Source organism: Bradyrhizobium sp. B025, from assembly GCF_042257955.1.
Taxonomy (GTDB): Bacteria; Pseudomonadota; Alphaproteobacteria; order Rhizobiales; family Xanthobacteraceae; genus Bradyrhizobium; species Bradyrhizobium diazoefficiens.
On record NZ_CP170150.1, the window covers coordinates 8,558,573 to 8,579,065 of the forward strand.

At 63.5% G+C, this 20,493-nt stretch carries 19 protein-coding genes; 9 read left to right on the top strand and 10 right to left on the bottom strand.

All coding sequences use genetic code 11. The annotated features are described in order from the left end of the window. Positions 1–64 precede the first annotated feature (64 nt). Positions 65–1,780 carry a PQQ-dependent methanol/ethanol family dehydrogenase gene (locus ACE10W_RS40530; protein WP_039186352.1) on the bottom strand — a complete coding sequence of 572 codons (1,716 nt, stop codon included), beginning with the start codon at positions 1,778–1,780 and terminating at the stop codon, positions 65–67. A gap of 407 nt (positions 1,781–2,187) precedes the next feature. Continuing rightward, the gene (locus ACE10W_RS40535; protein ID WP_375762494.1) at positions 2,188–2,526 is read right to left on the bottom strand and encodes a carbon monoxide dehydrogenase subunit G; all 339 of its coding nucleotides are present in this window, start codon (positions 2,524–2,526) and stop codon (positions 2,188–2,190) included. 663 nt (positions 2,527–3,189) lie between these two features. Here ACE10W_RS40535 and ACE10W_RS40540 point away from each other — a divergent pair. The 4 genes from ACE10W_RS40540 (at position 3,190) to ACE10W_RS40555 (ending at position 8,359) form a co-directional block, all read left to right on the top strand. After that, the gene (locus tag ACE10W_RS40540) at positions 3,190–3,675 is read left to right on the top strand and encodes a (2Fe-2S)-binding protein (RefSeq protein WP_028175651.1); all 486 of its coding nucleotides are present in this window, start codon (positions 3,190–3,192) and stop codon (positions 3,673–3,675) included. Between the two features lie 84 nt (positions 3,676–3,759). Then, positions 3,760–6,102 (top strand): xanthine dehydrogenase family protein molybdopterin-binding subunit, encoded by a 2,343-nt coding sequence (locus ACE10W_RS40545; RefSeq protein WP_304549505.1) that lies wholly within the window; start codon positions 3,760–3,762, stop codon positions 6,100–6,102. 139 nt (positions 6,103–6,241) lie between these two features. Then, positions 6,242–7,042 carry a xanthine dehydrogenase family protein subunit M gene (locus ACE10W_RS40550; RefSeq protein ID WP_011083169.1) on the top strand — a complete coding sequence of 267 codons (801 nt, stop codon included), beginning with the start codon at positions 6,242–6,244 and terminating at the stop codon, positions 7,040–7,042. 204 nt (positions 7,043–7,246) lie between these two features. Further along, positions 7,247–8,359 carry a CaiB/BaiF CoA-transferase family protein gene (locus tag ACE10W_RS40555; RefSeq protein WP_304549507.1) on the top strand — a complete coding sequence of 371 codons (1,113 nt, stop codon included), beginning with the start codon at positions 7,247–7,249 and terminating at the stop codon, positions 8,357–8,359. Between the two features lie 244 nt (positions 8,360–8,603). On the opposite strand, the gene hppD is transcribed toward ACE10W_RS40555, so the two are convergent. Further along, a complete protein-coding gene (gene hppD, locus ACE10W_RS40560; RefSeq protein WP_304549508.1) occupies positions 8,604–9,722 on the bottom strand; it encodes a 4-hydroxyphenylpyruvate dioxygenase in 1,119 nt (372 codons plus the stop codon). A 121-nt stretch (positions 9,723–9,843) separates the two neighbouring features. Here hppD and ACE10W_RS40565 point away from each other — a divergent pair, with 121 nt between their 5' ends. Together ACE10W_RS40565 and ACE10W_RS40570 are read left to right on the top strand one after the other, a co-directional pair. Further along, complete coding sequence (locus tag ACE10W_RS40565; RefSeq protein WP_028175656.1) at positions 9,844–10,323, top strand: Lrp/AsnC family transcriptional regulator; 480 nt, start codon at positions 9,844–9,846, stop codon at positions 10,321–10,323. A gap of 71 nt (positions 10,324–10,394) precedes the next feature. Then, positions 10,395–10,706, top strand: a complete 312-nt coding sequence (locus tag ACE10W_RS40570; protein WP_304549511.1) for a DUF1272 domain-containing protein — start codon at positions 10,395–10,397, stop codon at positions 10,704–10,706. A gap of 96 nt (positions 10,707–10,802) precedes the next feature. On the opposite strand, the gene fahA is transcribed toward ACE10W_RS40570, so the two are convergent. The 5 genes from fahA to ACE10W_RS40595 form a co-directional block, all read right to left on the bottom strand. Beyond that, the gene (gene fahA, locus ACE10W_RS40575) at positions 10,803–12,074 is read right to left on the bottom strand and encodes a fumarylacetoacetase (protein WP_304549513.1); all 1,272 of its coding nucleotides are present in this window, start codon (positions 12,072–12,074) and stop codon (positions 10,803–10,805) included. 141 nt (positions 12,075–12,215) lie between these two features. Then, on the bottom strand, positions 12,216–13,562 hold the full coding sequence (gene hmgA / locus ACE10W_RS40580) for a homogentisate 1,2-dioxygenase (protein WP_304549514.1): 1,347 nt from the start codon (positions 13,560–13,562) through the stop codon (positions 12,216–12,218). Positions 13,563–13,564: 2 nt separating this feature from the next. Next, positions 13,565–14,521 (bottom strand): MBL fold metallo-hydrolase, encoded by a 957-nt coding sequence (locus ACE10W_RS40585; protein ID WP_011083176.1) that lies wholly within the window; start codon positions 14,519–14,521, stop codon positions 13,565–13,567. A 23-nt stretch (positions 14,522–14,544) separates the two neighbouring features. Beyond that, positions 14,545–14,772, bottom strand: coding sequence for a DUF2783 domain-containing protein (locus ACE10W_RS40590; protein WP_060909790.1), 228 nt, complete (start codon positions 14,770–14,772; stop codon positions 14,545–14,547). Positions 14,773–14,780: 8 nt separating this feature from the next. After that, the gene (locus tag ACE10W_RS40595; RefSeq protein ID WP_110115747.1) at positions 14,781–16,409 is read right to left on the bottom strand and encodes an FAD-dependent oxidoreductase; all 1,629 of its coding nucleotides are present in this window, start codon (positions 16,407–16,409) and stop codon (positions 14,781–14,783) included. Positions 16,410–16,519: 110 nt separating this feature from the next. On the opposite strand from ACE10W_RS40595, the gene ACE10W_RS40600 reads away from it, so the two are divergent. Continuing rightward, the gene (locus ACE10W_RS40600; protein ID WP_028175661.1) at positions 16,520–17,062 is read left to right on the top strand and encodes a MarR family winged helix-turn-helix transcriptional regulator; all 543 of its coding nucleotides are present in this window, start codon (positions 16,520–16,522) and stop codon (positions 17,060–17,062) included. A gap of 217 nt (positions 17,063–17,279) precedes the next feature. On the opposite strand, the gene ACE10W_RS40605 is transcribed toward ACE10W_RS40600, so the two are convergent. Beyond that, on the bottom strand, positions 17,280–17,579 hold the full coding sequence (locus ACE10W_RS40605; RefSeq protein ID WP_011083180.1) for a hypothetical protein: 300 nt from the start codon (positions 17,577–17,579) through the stop codon (positions 17,280–17,282). A gap of 510 nt (positions 17,580–18,089) precedes the next feature. Between ACE10W_RS40605 and ACE10W_RS40610 the strand changes: the two genes are divergently transcribed. Together ACE10W_RS40610 and ACE10W_RS40615 are read left to right on the top strand one after the other, a co-directional pair. Then, the gene (locus tag ACE10W_RS40610; protein WP_060909787.1) at positions 18,090–18,452 is read left to right on the top strand and encodes a hypothetical protein; all 363 of its coding nucleotides are present in this window, start codon (positions 18,090–18,092) and stop codon (positions 18,450–18,452) included. Positions 18,453–18,481: 29 nt separating this feature from the next. Beyond that, the gene (locus ACE10W_RS40615) at positions 18,482–18,943 is read left to right on the top strand and encodes a MaoC/PaaZ C-terminal domain-containing protein (RefSeq protein ID WP_028175664.1); all 462 of its coding nucleotides are present in this window, start codon (positions 18,482–18,484) and stop codon (positions 18,941–18,943) included. 416 nt (positions 18,944–19,359) lie between these two features. On the opposite strand, the gene ACE10W_RS40620 is transcribed toward ACE10W_RS40615, so the two are convergent. Then, on the bottom strand, positions 19,360–20,166 hold the full coding sequence (locus ACE10W_RS40620; RefSeq protein ID WP_304549519.1) for an N-acyl homoserine lactonase family protein: 807 nt from the start codon (positions 20,164–20,166) through the stop codon (positions 19,360–19,362). Positions 20,167–20,493: the final 327 nt, after the last annotated feature.

Consider the following 20,493-nt stretch of genomic DNA (forward strand, 5'->3'; position numbering starts at 1 on the left):
CGATGCCGCAACCAAAGTCTGGAAAAAGCGCGCGCGTATCCCGCGGGGATACGCGCGCGAGTGGTCACTGGACGGAGAACACGAAGAGCGAACCGCCCTCGGGAGCTGCGGCCGTCATCTTCTTTCCTACCTCGCCCAGGAACGCAGGCAGCGCAGCCGTGCGGCCGACGACGATGGCGACATATTGCTTGCCGTCGACCTGGTAGGTCACCGGACCTGCGCCGATGCCGGAGCCGAGATTCCTGCTCCACAACACCTTGCCGGACTTCGCATCGATGGCGCGGAAATCGCCGTGGATGTTGCCGGCAAACACGAGGCCACCGCCGGTGGTCAGCGTGCCGCCGTTGAACGGCAGGTCTTCCTTGATCGACCAGACCTTCTTCTGCGCGACCGGATCCCAGGCCACGAGCTCGCCGAGGAAACCGCCGGGGCCTTCCTTGGTCGGGAATTCGGCGCCGAGATAGAACACACCGCGCTTGTAGGCGACGTCGGAGACCGACCAGTCCATGCAGACATTGTTGGACGGGATGTAGACGAGGCCGGTCTGCGGGTTGAACGACATCGGCTGCCAGTTCTTGCCGCCGATCAGGTTCGGGCAGATGTCCTTGGCGGGATGGTTCGGCCCGGGACGCTTGTCGGGATCCTCGACCGCGCGCATCGTGGCGACGTCCCACTTCTTGGCCCAGTTGGAGAACACGTATTTCTCCGCCGAAAGCACCTTGCCGGTCTCGCGATTGGCGACGAAGAAGTAGCCGTTGCGATCCGCCTTCATCAGCGCCGGCACGGTGCTGCCGCCGATCTTCAGATCCGCGAGCACGGCTTCGTTGACGCCGTCATAGTCCCAGGCATCGGCCGGCGTGGTCTGGATGTGCCACTTGATCTTGCCGGTGTTGGGATCGAACGCCACCGTCGAGGCGGTGTAGAGGTTGGTCAGCTTGCCGAAATTGCCGTCGCCGGTCGAGCGTACCGCCGTGTTCCAGGGACCGGGATTGCTGGTACCCCAATAGACCGTGTCGGTCTTCGGATCGTAGGAGCCGACCAGCCAGGCCGCACCGCCGCCATGCTGGGCGGAGTCGCCCTTCCAGGTGTCGCCGCCGGGCTCATCCGGCGACGGAACGGTGTAGGTCTGCCACAGCTGCTTGCCGGTGTTGATGTCGAAGGCCTGGAGCGAGCCGCGCACGCCGTACTCGCCGCCGCCGAAACCGGTGATGACCTTGTCGCGCACGACGAGCGGCGGCGAGGTGATGACCGAACCCTGCTTGTAATCGACCACCTTCGCCGTCCAGAGCGCCTTGCCGGTCGCGGCATCGAGCGCCGTCAGCTTGCCGTCGAGGCGGCCGACGAAGATCTTGCCGTCGGCATAGGAGACGCCGCGATTGTTCACGTCGCAGCAGGCGTATTGCAGCACGTCCTCGGGAATATCGGGTTCGTAGGTCCATTTGCGCACGCCGGTGGCGGCATCGAGCGCGTAGACGTATTTCGGGCCCCAGGAGCTCGAAACGTAGAGCGTGTTGCCGACGACGATCGGCGAGGATTCGTTCGAACGGAGCGAGGCGAGCGAGAACGAATAGGCGAGCGTCAGCTTGCCGGCGTTCTCGGTGTTGATCTGCTTCAGCGGGCTGAAGCGCGTGTTGCCGTAGTCGTGGCCGGCAACGGCCCACTGGTTCGAGTCGGATTGCGCCTTGAGCAGGGAGTCGTTGGCGCGAACGCCCGACGTAGCGGTAGCCAGCATCGCAACCATCGAGATGCCAGCCAAGAAGCCCTTCGTTCCAAAGGTCATGTATTCCCTCCACGATGTTGTTGTGCACGCCATGTTAGGCGCCTGAGCGCGCCGCGCCCGTGATGCGCAGTTCGTCTGCGAGCCATCGTTCGAAATTACAGCATCGCCTTGTCGCGCTTAGTATAGGCGGAAGGTAGTAGTGCAAATCATTGGCGGCTTTTGCCGCTCATCTCGTTGTCCGGGCTTGCGTCTTGCCCTTATTTTACAGCTCGAAAAGCGCCATCGGATTTGGGCAGCATCGCGCCGTAATCCGCTTCGTCCGCCCAATCAGCGCAGTAGGTTTGGCAAAGCGAAGCGTGCCCATCTCTTCTCTCGCAATCGTGGATTGGTTAAGTGGTGGGCACGGCGCAAGAGCGCCTTTGCCCACCCTACAAGTTCGCGTCAGGGCGCCGAGGACGACGCGCTGATCACGATGATGGCGCTACCACAGCCGCGAAGCTTTCGAAGAAATTCGCGGCAAGCTTTCGCGACGTCGAATCGATCAGCCGCGAGCCGAGCTGTGCGAGCTTGCCGCCGATCTGCGCGTCGGCCTCGTAGTGCAGGACGGTGACGCCAGGCGATTCTTCTTCCAGCCTGACCTTCGCGCCGCCCTTGGCAAAGCCGGCGACGCCGCCGGCGCCTTCGCCGACGATGCGGTAGCCGTTGGGCGCATCGATATCGGTCAGCGTCACCTTGCCGCTGAACGTCGCCTTCACCGGGCCGACCTTCAGCACCACGGTCGCAATCATCTCCGTCGGCGATGCCATCTCCAGCGATTGGCAGCCGGGAATGCAGCGCCTGAGAATATCGGGATCGTTGATTGTCGTTCATCTGCATCGCTTCCACCCCTTTTGACCGTTGCTTGTATGGCACGACTAGGGCGGCGCCCGGCTGCGATCAATCGCCAGGAAGTACTAGGGGTGCTTTTTCTGGCGTCTCATTCACTCAATGCCACTCTGCGGCCCGATGGATTCCGGGCTCCCTCGCTCCGCTCGGGCCCCGGAGTGACGGAATGGACTGTCCGGCGAGGAACGCCAAGGTCAACATCAATAGAATCAATGACTTAACCTGCCGCCGTCTACTACCAAGATCGCGATTACAACGGCGTGGGCGCGTGCTCCTATTCGCAACAACGAACACGACATCAAAGGGAGAAACGACGCGCCAAGGGCGCCGACATCCAGGGCCAGCGCCTCGCGCCGGCGGCTGAACCCAGCCGCCATCGACGAAGCGGAGATCGTTTTCGAAAGCTCCCTGCAAGGTCGCGCCACGCACTGGCGGCGGCACGGAACATCGTGGCCGAATCGCGCACCTGCGACAACCGCCACGATGACCTTTCCATGACGCGCAGTCCCCAAAATCCCAGTTGCAAAGTTCCGTTCGCGCTGTCTCTAATTGGAATAACTACAAACATTCGGGAGGACTTCACCGTGTCTACAGTCAAACTGACAGTGAACGGCAAGGCCGTTGCTGTCGACGTCGAGGATCGCACGCTGCTGGTCCATCTCCTGCGCGATCACCTCAACCTCACCGGCACCCATGTCGGCTGCGACACCAGCCAGTGCGGTGCCTGCGTCGTGCACATGGACGGCCGCGCCGTGAAATCCTGCACCATGCTGGCGGGACAGGCCGACGGCGCCAGCGTCACCACCATCGAAGGCATCGCCAAGGGCGACGAGCTGCATCCGATGCAGGCCGCCTTCCGCGACAATCACGGCCTGCAGTGCGGCTATTGCACGCCGGGCATGATCATGTCGGCGATCGACATCGTGCACCGCCATGGTGGCGAGCTCGACGAGGCCACCGTCCGCCAGGAGCTCGAAGGCAATATCTGCCGCTGCACCGGCTACCACAACATCGTCAAGGCCGTGCTGGATGCAGCCGGACGCATGAAGGTTGCGCAGGCGGCCGAGTAAGGCCGCCCGCCTCGAACAAAGACCACCACTTGCTGCTTTCGATGGAAAGCGCAGTCAAAATAATTCCGGTCGGGAGGACCAGACATGGGTGTTGAAGGCATCGGCGCGCGAGTCGTGCGCAAGGAAGACAAGCGTTTCATTACCGGCAAGGGCCGCTACGTCGACGACATCAAATTGGTGGGCATGACCCATGCCCATTTCATCAGAAGCCCGCACGCGCACGCCAAGGTGAAGAAGATCGACCCTTCCGCCGCGCTGAAGATGCCGGGCGTGGTCGCGGTGCTCACGGGGCAGCAGATCGTCGACGACAAGGTCGGCAACCTGATTTGCGGCTGGGCCATCACCTCCAAGGACGGCAGCCCGATGAAGATGGGCGCATGGCCGGCGATGGCGCCGGAGACGGTGCGCTTCGTCGGTCAGGCCGTCGCGGTCGTGATCGCCGACAGCAAGAATCTGGCGCGCGACGCGGCGGAAGCTGTCGTGGTCGATTACGAGGAACTTCCCGCGGTCGCCGACGTCCACGCCGCGATCAAGGCCGGCGCGCCGCAGCTTCATCCCGAGGCTCCCGGCAACCAGGTCTATGACTGGGTGATCGGCGACGAGGGCGCCACCGATGCGGCCTTCGCCAAGGCCGCCAATGTCGTGAAGCTCGACGTTACCAACAACCGCCTCGCGCCGAACGCGATGGAGCCGCGCGCGGCGATCGCCGATTACGACGCCGCGGAGGAGCATTTCACGCTCTACACGACGTCGCAGAACCCGCACGTCGCCCGCCTCGTGCTGTCGGCGTTCTACAACATCGCGCCCGAGCACAAGCTGCGGGTGATCGCGCCCGACGTCGGCGGCGGCTTCGGCTCCAAGATCTTCATCTATCCGGAGGAGATGGTGGCGCTGTGGGCCTCGAAGAAGGTCGGCCGTCCCGTGAAATGGACCGGCGACCGCACCGAGGCCTTCCTCACCGACGCGCATGGCCGCGACCATGTGACCCATGCCGAGATGGCGTTCGACGCCAGCAACAAGATCACCGGCCTCAAGGTGAAGACCTACGCCAATTTCGGCGCCTACATGTCGCTGTTCTCCTCGTCGGTACCGACCTATCTCTACGCGACGCTGCTGTCGGGCCAGTACAACATCCCGGCGATCCATGCCGAGGTGATCGGGGTCTACACCAACACCACGCCGGTCGACGCCTATCGTGGCGCGGGCCGCCCCGAGGCGAGCTATTTGATCGAGCGGCTGATGGAGACGGCGGCGCGGCAGTTGAAGGTCGATCCGGCCGCGCTGCGCCGGACCAACTTCATCACCCAGTTCCCGCACCAGACGCCCGTGATCATGGCCTATGACACCGGCGACTTTAACGCTTCGCTCGACGCCGCGATGAAGGCGATCGACTATGCCGGCTTCGCCGCGCGCAAGGCCAAGGCCAAGGCGGACGGCAAGCTGCGCGGCATCGGCGTGTCCTGCTACATCGAGGCCTGCGGCATCGCACCGTCGAAGGCCGTCGGCAGCCTGGGGGCCGGCGTCGGTCTTTGGGAATCCGCCGAGGTGCGCGTCAACCCGGTCGGCACCATCGAGATCCTCACGGGCTCGCACAGCCACGGCCAGGGTCACGAGACGACGTTCTGCCAACTCGTCGCGGAGCGCCTGGGGGTTCCCATCAGCCAGGTCTCGATCGTTCATGGCGACACCGACAAGGTGCAGTTCGGCATGGGCACCTACGGCTCGCGCTCGGCGGCCGTCGGCCTCACCGCGATCCTGAAGGCCATGGAGAAGATGGAGTCCAAGGCCAAGAAGATCGCCGCGCATGCGCTGGAAGCGTCGGAAGCCGACATCGTCATCGAGAACGGCGAGTTCAAGGTGACGGGCACCGACAAGGCGATCGCCTTCCCGATGGTCGCGCTCGCAGCCTACACCGCGCACAATCTGCCTGACGGGATGGAGCCGGGCCTGAAGGAGAGCGCCTTCTACGATCCGACCAACTTCACCTTCCCGGCCGGTACCTATATTTGCGAGCTCGAGGTCGATCCCGGCACCGGCAAGACCTCCTTCGTCAACTTCGTCGCGGCCGACGATTTCGGCCGGCTGATCAACCCGATGATCGTCGAGGGCCAGGTCCATGGCGGCCTGGTTCAAGGCATCGGACAGGCGCTGCTCGAGCACGCGATCTACGACGCCAACGGCCAGCCGGTCACGGCCTCGTTCATGGACTATGCCATGCCGCGCGCCGACGATGTGCCCTCGTTCAACCTCTCCCACACCACGACGCTGTGCCCGGGCAATCCGCTCGGCATCAAGGGTTGCGGTGAGGCCGGCGCGATCGGGGCGTCAGCGGCCGTGATCAACGCGATCACGGATGCGATCGGCAAGAACAATCTGGAAATGCCCGCAACCCCTGATCGGGTGTGGCGCACGATCCACGCGGCTTAACCGCCTCATCATCGTCATTCCGGGGCGACGCGAAGCGTCGAACCCGGAATCTGGAGCCACGAATTCAACCTCGAGATTCCGGGTCTGCGCCTGCGGCGCATCCCGGAATGACAGAGAAAAGATTTCAGGAGCAACCAAGATGTACCAGACCACCTATCATCGCGCCTCCTCGGTCGACGAAGCGGCCAGCCTGTTCGGCAAGAGCAGCGAGGCGAAATTCCTGTCCGGCGGCCAGACGCTGCTGCCGGTGATGAAGCAGCGCCTCGCCAGCCCGTCCGACGTGATCGACCTCGGCAAGATCAAGGACATGATCGGCATCGAGGCCGCCGGCGACACGCTGACCATCAAGGCCGCCACGCCGCATTACGACGTGGCGACCAGCGATGCCGCGAAGAAGGCGATCCCCGCGCTCGCCTATCTCGCGTCGCTGATCGGCGACCCCGCCGTGCGCTACCGCGGCACGATCGGCGGCTCGCTCGCCAACAACGACCCTGCCGCGGATTATCCGGCCGCGACGCTGGCGCTCGGTGCCACCGTGAAGACCAACAAGCGTTCGATCTCGGCGGAGGATTTCTTCAAGGGCCTGTTCACCACCGCGCTTGAAGACGGCGAGATCATCACCGCCGTGTCGTTCCCGGTTCCGGGGAAAGCGGGCTACGCGAAATTCCCGCATCCGGCCTCGCGCTTTGCGCTGACCGGCGTGTTCGTCGCGCAGACGAAGTCGGGCGATGTCCGCGTTGCCGCCACGGGCGCCTCGCAGAGCGGCGTGGTGCGCATTCCCGCCATCGAAGCCGCGCTCAAGGCCAACTGGTCGCCGTCGGCGATCGACAGCGTGACTATTTCGGCGAGCGGACTTCTGTCCGACATCCACGGCACGTCGGAGTATCGTGCGAACCTCATCAAGGTGATGGCGCAGCGTGCGGTGGCCGCCGCAGGCTGACGATCCCGCTCTAGCGACTGAACACAAATTTTCCGCGGCGCGCAGAAATGCGCGCCGCTTTTATTATGCGCCCATGCATGAAAACCGCTTGCCTCGCTGGCGGGAAGGCGAGAAAAGTTAATCAGCCGATTAACTCGCCCCCAAGAGCAACGTGAGGCGTTTGCCGGATCACCGGCACTGCCCGCGACCCGAGGAAACAACAACGTGCTCGACAAATCAGCCCCCACCTCGTCCGTCCGCGCCTCCGGCCCGCTCTCGGGCTTCCGCATCGTCGAATTCGCCGGCATCGGGCCCGGCCCGTTCGCCTGCATGATGCTGGCCGACATGGGCGCCGACGTCGTCACGCTCGACCGGGTCGGCGCCAAGAAGAGCATGAAGTCGGTGGCGGGCCGCGGCCGCAAGGTGATCGAGCTTGACCTCAAGGACAAGGCGGCGATCGCACAGGTGCTCGACCTGCTTGCGAGCGCCGATGCGCTGGTCGAAGGTTTTCGTCCCGGCGTGATGGAACGGCTCGGACTGGGCCCCGACGTGGTGCTCGCGCGCAACCCAAAGCTCGTCTACGGCCGCATGACCGGCTGGGGCCAGGAAGGCCCGCTCGCGAATGCCGCCGGCCACGACATCAACTACATCTCCATCACCGGCGCGCTCGCCGCGATCGGCACGAAGGAGGCGCCGGTGCCGCCGCTCAACCTGGTCGGCGATTTCGGCGGCGGTGCACTCTATCTCGTCGTCGGCGTGCTCGCGGCCCTGCTCGAAGCCTCGAGGTCCGGCAAGGGCCAGGTGGTCGATGCCGCGATGTGCGACGGCGCCGCATCGCTGATGTCGTTCTTCTTCGACATGACCACGATCGGCCGCTGGACCGAAGGGCGCAACCAGAACTTCCTCGACGGCGGCGCGCATTTCTACGGCGTCTACGAATGCGCCTGCGGCCATTTCGTCTCGATCGGCTCGATCGAGCCGCAGTTCTACGCGCTGCTGCGCGAGCACGCGGGCCTCTCCGACGCCGATTTCGACGCGCAGATGGACCGCAAGGCCTGGCCGGCGCTGAAGGAAAAGCTGAAAGCCGTGTTCAAGAGCAAGACGCGCGAGGACTGGTGCAAGATCATGGAAGGCACCGACATCTGCTTCGCGCCGGTGCTGACCATGTCGGAGGCCACGCAACATCCGCACATGGTCGCCCGACAGGTGTTCGTCGAGCGCCACGGCGTGAAACAACCTGCGCCCGCACCAAGGTTCTCACGGACGCCATCAGCGGTGCGCGAGCCGGAGGGCGCGGAGATCGCGGCGGTGACGAAGGCGTGGCAGGCGGCGAAATAATCTCCGCCGTCGCAACACGCTCCGCTGTCGTCCCGGACAAGCGCAACTCTCGACAACGCGTAGCGTTGCCTAGAGCGGAGCGCTGATCCGGGATCCATAACCACAGGCCGTTGTGGTTACGGAACTCGGAGTTACCGCTTTCGCGCCGCAACTCCTCCCTGTGGCTATGGGTCCCGGATCTGCGCTTGCGCTTGTCCGGGACGACACCTGTTATGAGGCGGCAAATGCAGGCAATAGCGACGAGCTACGCCGCGTCATCCACCTTCAGCACCCCGCGCCGGATCTGGTCCTCCTCGATCGATTCGAACAGGGCCTTGAAGTTGCCCTCGCCGAAGCCGTCATCGCCCTTGCGCTGGATGAACTCGAAGAAGATCGGGCCGATCGCGTTGGCCGAGAAGATCTGGAGCAGCACCTTGGTCTGGCCGCCGTCCACCACGCCTTCGCCGTCGATCAGGATGCCGTTCTTCTGAAGCCGTGCGATGTCCTCGCCATGCTTCGGCAGGCGCGCGTCGATCCGCGCGAAATAGGTCTCGGGCGGCGAGGGCATGAAGGGCAGGCCGGCTTCGCGCAGGCCTTCGATGGTCTGGTGGATGTCGCGGCAGCCGCAGGCGATGTGCTGGATGCCTTCGCCGCGATAGATCTTCAGATATTCCTCGATCTGGCCGGAATCGCCGGCGTCCTCGTTGATCGGAATCCGGATCTTGCCGTCGGGGCTGGTCAGCGCGCGCGAGAACAGGCCGGAGGCGCGCCCCTCGATGTCGAAGAAGCGGATCTGGCGGAAGTTGAACAGCCTTTCGTAGAAGCCGGTCCAGACATCCATGCGGCCGCGATGGACGTTGTGGGTGAGGTGGTCGAGATAGAACAGGCCGGCACCGACCGGCTTGGGATCGCGCGCGCCCATCCACTCGTACTCGGAATCATAGGCCGAGCCCTTGGCGCCGTAGCGATCGACGAAATAGAGCAGGCTGCCGCCGATGCCCTTGATCGCGGGCACGTCGAGCGTCTTCTGCGCGGATGACACGTTGGCGGGCTCTGCGCCGAGCGCAATCGCGCGGTCGTAGGCCGCCTTCGCATCGACGACGCGAAACGCCATCGACGGCGCACAGGGACCGTGCGCGGCGACGAAATCGTAGCCGTGGGTGCCGGGCTGCTCGTTGACGAGATAGTTGATGTCGCCCTGGCGATAGACCGTGATGGCCTTGGTCTTGTGGCGCGCGACGGGCACATAGCCCATCAGCTTGAACAGCGCGTGCAGCTGTTCCGGATTGGGATGCGCATATTCGACGCACTCGAAGCCGTCGGTGCCCATCGGATTGTCGGCGCTGATCGTGGCCGGCGGTGCATCGTGCGGAAACGGACCCATGCTGCTCTCCCAAATGGCTGCTGGCAGGAACTATCCTTCATGGGACGCGCAAGGGGCGTGCAAACGGGACGACATTTGACTATCATATGCACGATCCGTGCATCAAATGGACAAAACCCGCATGATTTCGGTGGACGCCTTCGACCTCAGGATTCTCGGCGCGCTCCAGGACGACGGCCGCCTCACCAACCAGGAGCTTGCGGAGCTCGCAGGTCTCTCGGCCTCGCAATGCTCGCGGCGGCGGATGCGGCTGGAGGAGGAGAAGGTGATCGCGGGCTATCACGCCGATCTCTCCAGCGAGGCGCTCGGCTTCGGCGTGATCGCCTTCATCCAGGTGGGGCTCGCGACCCACTCGCCGGACAATTCCAAGCGTTTTCGCGCGCTGGTGAACCGGATCGACGAGATCCAGGAAGCCTACTCGCTGACGGGCGATGCCGATTACGTGCTGAAAGCCGTGCTGCGCGACCTGAAGGGCCTCTCCAACCTCGTCAACGACGTTCTGATGCCGCACCAGAGCGTGGCGCATGTGCGTTCCTCGATCGTGCTGGACAGGCTGAAGGAAAGCACGCGGCTGCCGCTGAGGGATTTGAAGGCTGGCTGAAATCGAGGGAACTACGGCATTCGCGCGTCACGCGCCGTCTGCGATGATCCGGCCGATCCGGAGATTCGACCATGGCCCTCCAGCTTCGACCGAACTGCGAATATTGCGACCGCGACCTGCCGCCTGACGCAACGGATGCGCGGATCTGCTCCTATGAATGCACATTCTGTGCGGACTGCGTCGAGACCAAGCTCTCCAACGTCTGCCCGAACTGCGGCGGCGGCTTCGCCCCGCGCCCGATCCGCCCCACGCAGGAATGGCGGCCGGGCGTGTGCACGACCAGGCAGACGCCGTCGGACAAGCGGGTGCATCTGAAATACAGCGTGGAGGATGTCGCGGCACATTGCGCGCGGATACGCGACGTGCCGCCGGAGAGGCGTTGAATTTCTAACTCGTCGTTCCGGGGCGCGCGAAGCGCGAACCCGGAACCTCGAGATTCCGGGTTCGATGCTTCGCATCGCCCCGGAATGACGACCATCTCACTCCGCCGGCAAAATCGTCCCCTCGACCTGGCCGAACCCGACGCGATAGCCGGCGCCCTGGCACCAGCCGCGCATGACGAGGCTGTCGCCGTCCTCCAGGAACGAGCGCTTGATGCCGCCGGGGAGTTCGACCGGCTCGGTGCCGTTCCAGCTGATCTCGAGCAGGCTGCCGCGCTGGTTCTTCTCCGGGCCGGAGATGGTGCCGCTCCCCAAGAGATCGCCAACATTCATGGCGCAGCCAGAGGAGGCGTGATGCATGAGCTGCTGCACCGACGACCAGTACATGTACTTGAAATTGGTGCGGCTGATGCTGGTGGGCGCGTTGGCGCCGCCGGGCCGCAGCGAGACGTCGAGCTCGATGCTGTAATTCTGCGGCTTGGCCTGCTTGAGATAATCGAGCGGCACCGGCTCCTGCTCCGGCCCCTTCAGCCGGAACGGCTCCAGCGCCTCGCGCGTCACCACCCACGGGCTGATCGAGGTCGCAAACGCCTTTGCCAGGAACGGACCGAGCGGCACGTACTCCCACTGCTGGATGTCGCGCGCGCTCCAGTCGTTGAGCAGCACGAAACCGAAGATCATCTCTTCGGCCTGCTGCTCGGTGAGCATGCCGCCCATGGCTGAAGGCTGGCCGACCACGACGCCCATCTCCAGCTCGAAATCGAGCCGCTTGCAGGGACCAAAGCTCGGCACGTCGACATTCGGCGGCTTCAACTGCCCGCGCGGGCGCTTCACGTTAGTACCTGACACCACGACCGTGGACGCGCGGCCGTTATAGGCGATCGGCATATGCAGCCAGTTCGGCTGCAACGCATTGTCCTTGCCGCGGAACATCACGCCGACATTGGTGGCGTGCTCCCTGGACGAATAAAAGTCGGTGTAGCCGGAGACCGCGAACGGCATGTGCAGTTTGGCGTCGCGCATCGGCACCAAGGCCTGCTTGCGCAGCTCCTCATTGTCGCGCAGCTCCGGATGATCCGCGCGCAGGAGCTCGCTGATCCGCGCCCGCGTCCTTGCCCAGACCTTCGGCCCCAGCGCCATGAACGGATTGAGCGAGGCGCCCGAGAACACGCCGAGCGCGCCGACATCGAGACGCGAGTCCTGCTCGAGCTCCCAGAGATCGAGCACGTAATTGCCGATCGCGACGCCGACGCGCGGCGTCGGGTTGGCCGCGGTCGAGAACACGCCATAGGGCAGGTTCTGGATCGGGAAGTCGGAGGCCGGATCGACGTCGATGAAGGAGCGGAGGCTGGGATCGTTGGGGTGGGGCATTGGTTTCCTGCCGGATGTTCTGAGACGGTTTCTCCGCCGTCATTCCGGGGCGCGCGGAGCGCGAGCCCGGAATCCATAGCCACGATCGTGAGTATGGATTCCGGGCCTGCGCCTCTGGCGCATCCCGGAATGACGAAGTCACTACGGCCTGTTCGGATCGAACCGCTTCTCCAGGCCCTTCCAGCAATCCGCGTAATCGTCCTGGAGCGTGGACGCGTTCGCGGCATGCGCGGTGACGCGCTGCGGGTAGCGGGTCTCGAACATGAAGGCCATGGTGCCGGTCAGCTTCACCGGCTTCAATTCGCCGTTGCTGGCGTGCTCGAAGGCATCACGATCCGGCCCGTGCGGCAGCATGCAATTGTGCAGGCTCATGCCGCCGGGGACGAAGCCCTGCGGCTTGGCGTCGTAGACGCCGTAGATCAGGCCCATGAACTCGCTCATGATGTTCATGTGGTACCACGGCGGCCGGAAGGTGTTGTCGGCGACCATCCAGCGCTCCGGGAAGATCACGAAATCGATGTTCGCAGTACCCGCGGTCTCCGACGGCGAGGTCAGCACCGTGAAGATCGACGGATCGGGATGGTCGAAGCCGATCGCGCCGACCGGAGAGAAGGTGCGCAGATCGTATTTATAGGGCGCGTAATTGCCGTGCCAGGCGACGACGTCGATCGGCGAATGCGGCAAGGTGGTGTTGAACAGCGACCCGCCCCATTTCACGAACAACTCGGTCGGCGTGTCCTTGTCCTCGTAATTCGCGACCGGCGTCAGGAAGTCGCGCGCATTGGCGAGACAGTTGGCGCCGATCGGCCCGCGCTCCGGCAGCGTGAAGGCGCCGCCGTAGTTCTCGCAGAGATAACCGCGCGCCGGCCCGTTCGGAATCTCGACGCGGAACTTGACGCCGCGCGGGATCACCACGATCTCGCCGGGCTCGGCGTCGATGCGGCCGAACTCGGTGACGAGGCGCAGGTTACCCTGCTGGAGCACGAACATCAGCTCGCCATCGGCATTGTAGAAGTGCTGATCCACCATCGACTTGGTGATGAGATAGACATGCGCGGCCATGCCGGCCTGCGTATTGACGTCGCCGGCGGTCGTCATGGTCTGCACGCCCTGAACGAAGGTCACCTCCTCCTTCGGCACCGGCGTCGGGTCCCAGCGCATCTGGGCGATGGGCAGATCGTATTCATGGCACGGCGCCGAGCGCCACAGGCCCGCATCGGCCTTCTCGAAGCGCCCCGAATGCTTCACCGAGGGACGGATGCGGTAGAGCCAGGAGCGCTCATTGGTGCCGCGCGGCGCGGTGAAGGGCGAACCCGAGAGCTGCTCGGCATAGAGCCCGTAGGCGCAGCGCTGCGGCGAGTTGCGCCCGATCGGCAGCGCGCCAGGCAGGGCTTCCGTCTCAAAGCTGTTCCCGAAGCCGGACATGTAGCCCGGCGTGACCTGGGCCGAGCTTCGGATGATCTGATCGGGCGAGGTATTGATGTTCATGACTATCCTCCTCCTTGCAAGGCAGCCCACATCTCCTGATCGCGCTTGTCGGTCCAGATCACGGGATCGTCGATCCCCGACGCTTCGTCATAGGCGCGCGACACGTTGAACGGCAGGCAGTGCTCGTAGATGGCGAAGCTGTGGAATTTCGGATCCATCACCTCGCGCGTCGCCGCCATCGATTCCTTCAGCGTGCGTCCTTTGGCGACCGAGATTTCGGCGGCGCCATAGAGCGAGGTGACGAAGTCGCGCGTCATCGCGATGGCCTCGCGCACGGTGGCTGCGCCCTTCAGCGCATCGCCGCGGCCCGGCGCAATCGCCTTGGGATTGAAGTTGCGGATCTCGTTCAGCGTCAGCGGCCATTCGCGCAAATGCGCATCGCCGCAATAGCAGGCCGAGTGATATTCGATGAGGTCGCCGGAGAACATCACTTCGGCATCCGGCACCCAGGCGACGATGTCGCCCGAGGTGTGGCCGGCACCGAGCTGCATCAAGCGCACCTCGCGCTTGCCGAGATAGATCGACATCTCGCCTTCGAAGGTCAGCGTCGGCCAGGTCAGGCCGGGAATGCTTTGCGCGTCCTGGAACAGGCGCGGGAAGCGGCCGTATTCGGAATCCCAATCCTGCTTGCCGCGCTCCTCGATGAGACGATAGGTCTCCTGCGAGGCGACGATACCTTGCGCCTTGTAGGCGGAGGCCCCGAGCACGCGCACGGCGTGATAGTGCGACAGCACGACATATTTGATCGGCTTGTCGGTGACGGTACGGACGCGCTCGATCACCTTGTTCGCCATCGCGGGCGTTGCCTGCGCGTCGAACACGAGGCAGCCGTCGTCGCCGACGATCACGGCCGTGTTCGGATCGCCCTCCGCGGTAAAAGCATAGAGATCGGCGCCGATCTCGGAGAAGGTGATCTTCTTCTCGGCGAGATCGCCGGTGGACGCGAAGTTCTTCGCCATCAATTCATCCTTAGGTCACAGGGTTATTGTTGTTGCTGTTGTTGCTGCTGCTGGCCGTCGATCATGCGGCGCTTGGCGAGCCCGATCGCTTCCCGCAGCACATCGATGTCGCCGATATGGTTGGCGAGGATCAGCACCAATGCCGCGTCGAAATCGGCGCTCTGCTCCTCCGTGAGGCCGCGATGCGCCTCGACGATGGCGCGAAAGGCGTCGTCCGGGCGTGCGAAGTTGGAACTGGTGGACAGCGGCATACCAAACCTCAATTCAAGCCTTCGGCGCGCGACAGCGCCGCAGCAATGGTCTCGCGCGTCGGATGACGGAACCGCGCAGCAACGTAACCATCGGGCCTGAGCAGATAGGCAGCACCCGCGTCGGCGTCGTAGCGCCTTGCGACGAGGCCCGAGGGATCGGCAAGGCCGCCCTCGCCGCCGATGCGGATATCCTTCACGCCTTCGGGCACGCCGAGCTCCGTGCCATTGCTGAACGACAGCAAGGTGAAGTCTGTTCCGCCCTTGCGGAATACATCCGTCAGATAGGCCTGCTCACCCGCGCTTGTGGCAACCGGCGCATCCAACATGGAACAGCCGGGCCGCGGGCCAGCGCCCCACATATCCGCATCGGGCGACGACAGCGACGTATCATAGCTGCACGGCACCGAGAGCCGGCCGCCATTGACCATGCGCTTGCCGAATTCGGTCTCCTTGGCGAGCGACAGCACCGCCTTGCGCAGCCGCGCCTCCTGGTGCGAGTTCGGCGCCATGAAATCGGTCGAGCGGGTGGATTCGCGGATGTTCTCATCCGCCGCCATGCTGCGCTCGGCGTGGTAGCTCTCCAGCAGGCTCGCGGGCGAGGTGCCGCGCAGGACGCGGTCGAGCTTCCAGGACAGGTTTTCCGCGTCCTCGAGTCCCGAATTGGCGCCGCGCGCACCGAAGGGCGAGACCTGATGCGCGGAGTCGCCGGCGAAGATCACGCGGCCATGGATGAAGCGGTCCATGCGCCGGCACTGGAATTTGTAGAGCGAGATCCACTCGAACTCGAACTTGTCGTGGCCCAGCATGCGCGCGATCCGCGGCCGCACGTTTTCCGGCTTCTTCTCGACGACCGGATCGGCGTAGCGATTGAGCTGGAGATCGATGCGCCAGACATCGTCGGGCTGCCGGTGCAGCAGCGCCGAGCGTCCCGCATGGAACGGCGGATCGAACCAGAACCAGCGCTCGGTCGGGAATTCCGCCGTCATCTTGACGTCGGCGATCAGGAACTGGTCCTCGAACACCTGGCCGGCGAACTCGGCGCCAACCATCTGCCGCAGCGACGACCGCGCGCCGTCGCAGGCGACGACATATTGCGCGTGCAGGCGGTAGGCGCCCTCCGGCGTCTCGATCGTCAGCGCGACGGAATCGTTGCGCTGCTCCAGCGCGGTCACCTTGTTGCGCCAGCGCAGGTCGACCTCAGGCAGATCGCTGATGCGATCGACCAGATAGGCCTCGGCGTAATATTGCTGGAGATTGATGAAGGCCGGCCGCTTGTGACCGTCTTCCGGCAGCAGGTTGAACTGGTAGAGCTGGGACTCGCCATGGAAGATGCGACCGACGCTCCACACCACGCCCTTCCCGACCATGCGGTCGCCGACGCCAAGCCGGTCCCAGTACTCCAGCGAGCGCTTCGAGAAGCAGATCGCGCGCGAGCCTTCGCCGATGCGGTCGGCATCATCCAGAAGGACGACGCTCTGGCCGCGCTGCGCGAGGTCGATCGCGAGCGACAGTCCGACCGGGCCCGCGCCGACAACCACAACCGGATGCTCGGCCGGGCTTTGCCCGGGACGGTCCTGATCGGGGTGGCGGCGATAGCCGAATTGGGTCTTGGTCTGATGCACATTGACCTGCGCCATGCGCTAACCTCGGCTCTGGTCAGGAGAGGGCTGATCTGCTAGATAGTCTCACGTGCAACTATTTTGGACCGGAGCCGGCCGGCCGTCAACTGGAATTCGGAGCGCAAGCCTTGGCGAGGACATCCAGCGATGCGGCACTCAAGAGACAAGAGGCGGGCGAGGCGTCGCCGCGGCAAAAAACGCGGCTCGATCTGTTCAAGTTCGTGCCGTTCCGCCTCAACCGGCTTGCCGCGGAGGTGAGTTCCGCGCTCGCGGTCGAATATCAGGAGCGTCACGGCCTCGACATTCCGGCCTGGCGCGTGATCGCGACGCTCGGTTTCCGCAACGATGCCTGTAGCGCGCAGTACATCTCGCAATGCACCCGCACGCACAAATCCACCATCAGCCGCGCCGTCACCATGCTGTTGCATGAAGGGCTGATCGAGCGGGTCGAGAACGAGGCCGACCGCCGCGAATTCCGCCTGCAACTGACCAAGAAAGGCCGCGCGCTCTACGAGGAGCTGTTCCCGCAATTGCTGCGGCGGGAGGACGAGATCCTCGCCTGCCTCTCGGCGCAGGAGCGCAAGCAGCTCTCGGCTCTGCTCGGCAAGATCGAGCAGAGTCTCGACCTGATCCAGACCAGCGAAGAGGCGGATGCCAAGCAGGCGTATTAGGGTGCGGAAATAGACGCTCCAGCATGTAGTTGCTGAGCCGTCTTTGTCGCGACTTTCCGCTCGGCCGACGGCGGCCCGATGCCGAAGCGACGACGCGGTCAAGACAACTGCGCTTGGCGGCGTCGGCACATTGCGGCCGGTCAGGGCCGCCGCGCGGCCGATGCGGCTCACAGAACCTCAATACTCTAACGCTACGCCCGCAACTCTCAGCGGAGTCTCAGAGATCGATGCCGACCGCGATGTTACGGCCCTTCAATTCGGCAAAGGTTAGTGTGTGCGCGTACAGCTTTGTGAATGCTTCATCCTTTGCCAATGCCTCCTGCACCTTTCCGTACACTTCCCAACTGGAATAGCGCGTAGCGATAAGAAACTCCCCAGCCCACATACCAGTGTGAAATCGGGAAAGTCGAAGAAATTCAGCGCCGTGCTTTTCGAAGATTGCCTTCGCCTGCTTGGCGGTCTTGATCATTTCCTCAGGTTTGTCGCTCTTGAAGCGTGTGAATTGTACAATAGCCATGACCTAGTCCCTCCATTGACCCTCCCATGGGTAAGTCTAGGAGTGGCCGCGGAGGTTCACAGGAAGCCCCTATGATGCGAGGTCCGGGTGTTGGGCAAAAACGCCGGTCGAGAGCCGTGCGGCCAAAGACCGGTCTAGGGTGCAGCGAACCCATGCGGCTTCCCGAACCTCTTCGCGTCGGGCCACAAGGAGCTGTCTCCGCATTTCAGAGAGACGCGCACGACAAAATTCGCGGTACAGAAAATCGAATATCGAGGGCATGGTCAAACCCCCTTGTTTGATCTTCGCTATGCACGTCCCACTTGCACTAGCTCTTGGTGTGCAACAGGCGAACTAGAACACACGAGGCTACCAAACTTTGTCGGATACTTCGCGACGTTCGGCCTCACCCCAATTTGTGAACCTCCCTTAGCCGAAAGATACCTACTCACAAGCGGTTACAGTTCGCCCGGAGGCACCATGGGGCGGCACTGCACAGCGTTGATCAAACGCGGGATTTCGCAAATCGCCATGAGCGCGGCTATCGCGATGGTGATGTCGCCGGCGCCGGCGCCGGGGCGCGATCTCGACGGACGCTACAGGAATTCACCACTTCTCGAATGGTTTGAGAGTTTGGCAAGCGGCAAAGGCCTCTGCTGTTCGCACGCCGACGGTCATGCCGTCGAAGACGTAGACTGGGAAGCCAGAGACGGCCACTACCGTGTGCGACTGCCGAAAACCGCCGACTCCAAAGTGATGATCTGGGTCGATGTGCCTGACGATGCCATCATCACCGTACCGAACAAAGTCGGACGCACCATGGTCTGGCCGATCTACAACGACCTCTATCCAGAGATATCGATCCGGTGCTTCTTGCCAGGGAGCATGACCTAGATTGGCGGGCGCTTGTAAAGGATTGACCGATGACCAGCGGCTATTTTGAAGACACCGAGATTGGCGATAGCCGCAAGGCCGGCCCCTATTTTGTCTCCAAGGACGAAATTATTCAGTTCGCCAAGCAATATGACGCACGGCCCTTCCACATCGATGAGGAAGCTGCTGCGCGCTCAGTTTTTGCGGGACTGACGGCATCCGGTGCCCACACGTTCGCGATCTTCATCTCGCTAACGAGCAAACTACAGCCTCCGCTCCGTGTCCTTGCCGGGCTCGGCTGGGATGAGGTGAGGCTGCCGAACGCGGTACGCCCCGGAGACCACCTTGATCTTGAATCGATCGTTCTGGAGAAGCGCGAGTCGAGGTCGAGCTCCGATAGGGGAATCCTTCGCAACCAAATCCACTTGCGCAACCAAAGACGCGAGACGGTGCTACAGTGCATCGGCAATGTTCTCGTTGCGAGGCGACCGGATGCGAAAGCATCGATGTAAGCCATCCAATAAGCTGCCGTCGGTTGGTTTCGCTCTGATGTCTCTTGTGCGTCACAAGGCGACATTCCGGGTTCGGGGCTGGGTGTCCGCTTTACCCTAGAAAGCAAACATCCCGGATTTACGAAGTACACGCCCCTGCATTCCTGACGACTAGTTGACCCTCATGGCGAGGAGGCGCGACGCGCGGCGCCGTCCAAAACTCAATCGTCGTCCCGGACAAGCAGTGCTCTAGACAACGCGAAGCGTTGTCTAGAGCGAAGCGCAGATCCGGGATCCATAACCACAGGACGCAGTGATCACGAAGACTCGCGGTTGCAGTGTCGCGCCAAACTCTTCCCTGGGATTATGGGTCCCGGATCTACGCGCGCTTTGGGCGCGCTTGTCCGGGACGACGAGCGTGGGGCAGGTCTCAACCGCTATTTCACGAACGACCGCGACGGCGGCAAATGCAGCGCCCAGGCGTCGACCTTGTCGCTCGCACGCGGATAGATCTCCGTCACGATCGGATCGTGGCCGGGGATGAATCTGTCAGGATGGCCGGCGAGGCGCTCGATCGTCTCCCAGCCTACCGCCATGTCACCGACATTGTAGACGATCGGGAACGGGCTGCGGCGCTGGAGATTGGCGTAGTAGTGCGCGGCATCGGACGCCAGCACCACCGGCCCGCGCGCGGTCTCGACCTTGACCACCTGCAAGCCGTCGGAATGGCCGCCGACACGGTGCACGGTGATTCCGGGCGCGATCTCGCCGTCGCCGGAATAGAAATTGACGCGCTCGCCATAGACATGGCGCACCATCTGCGTGACGTGCTCGACCGAGAACGGATGTCGCAACAGTCCGTTGCACATGCAGCGGCCGGTCGCGTAAGCCATCTCGCGCTCCTGAAGATGGAAGCGCGCGTTCGCAAAACGATCGAGATTGCCGGCATGGTCGTAATGCAAATGCGTCACGATGATGTCGCGAATCGCCGACGCCTTGACGCCAAAGCGCTCCAGCGCATCGACCGGATTGAGCGTCAGCTTGCGCGCGCGTGCGCTCGCCTCCTCGGCATTGAAGCCGGTATCGACCAGGATGTCGCGGCCGCCGCCGCGGATCAGCCAGACGAAGTAGTCGAGGTCCTGCGCCGCGCTGTCATGCGGATCCGGCGCCAGGAAGTTCATGCTGGGAGTGCGCGGCGACATGGTCGCATAGCGCAGTGCGTAGATTTCGTAGGCGTTTCCCATGATTTTTCTTTTGGTCTTGCTTCTTGTGTGGACCTTCGGGGAGGTACGAGCGCACCAAGCCATTGTCCGCCGGAAAGGTCAAACGCCATGCGTGATGCGCGGAGGCCCCCTCCAATGTGAGACCAATCACATTTTCGGCGCCAAGATTCCCCTAAAAAAGACTCCCCTAACAGGGGTGCCCCGAGATGGGCGCTGCAATGCCCAACCGGATCGCGTCGAGCACGACCATGATGGCCCGTTTATTCCCCTCGCGGCGCGCCCCTGCGTTGCGGTCAATCGTCGCGATAATGCCGAATCTCCAAGCGGTTGACGCCCCCTCTCCCCGGT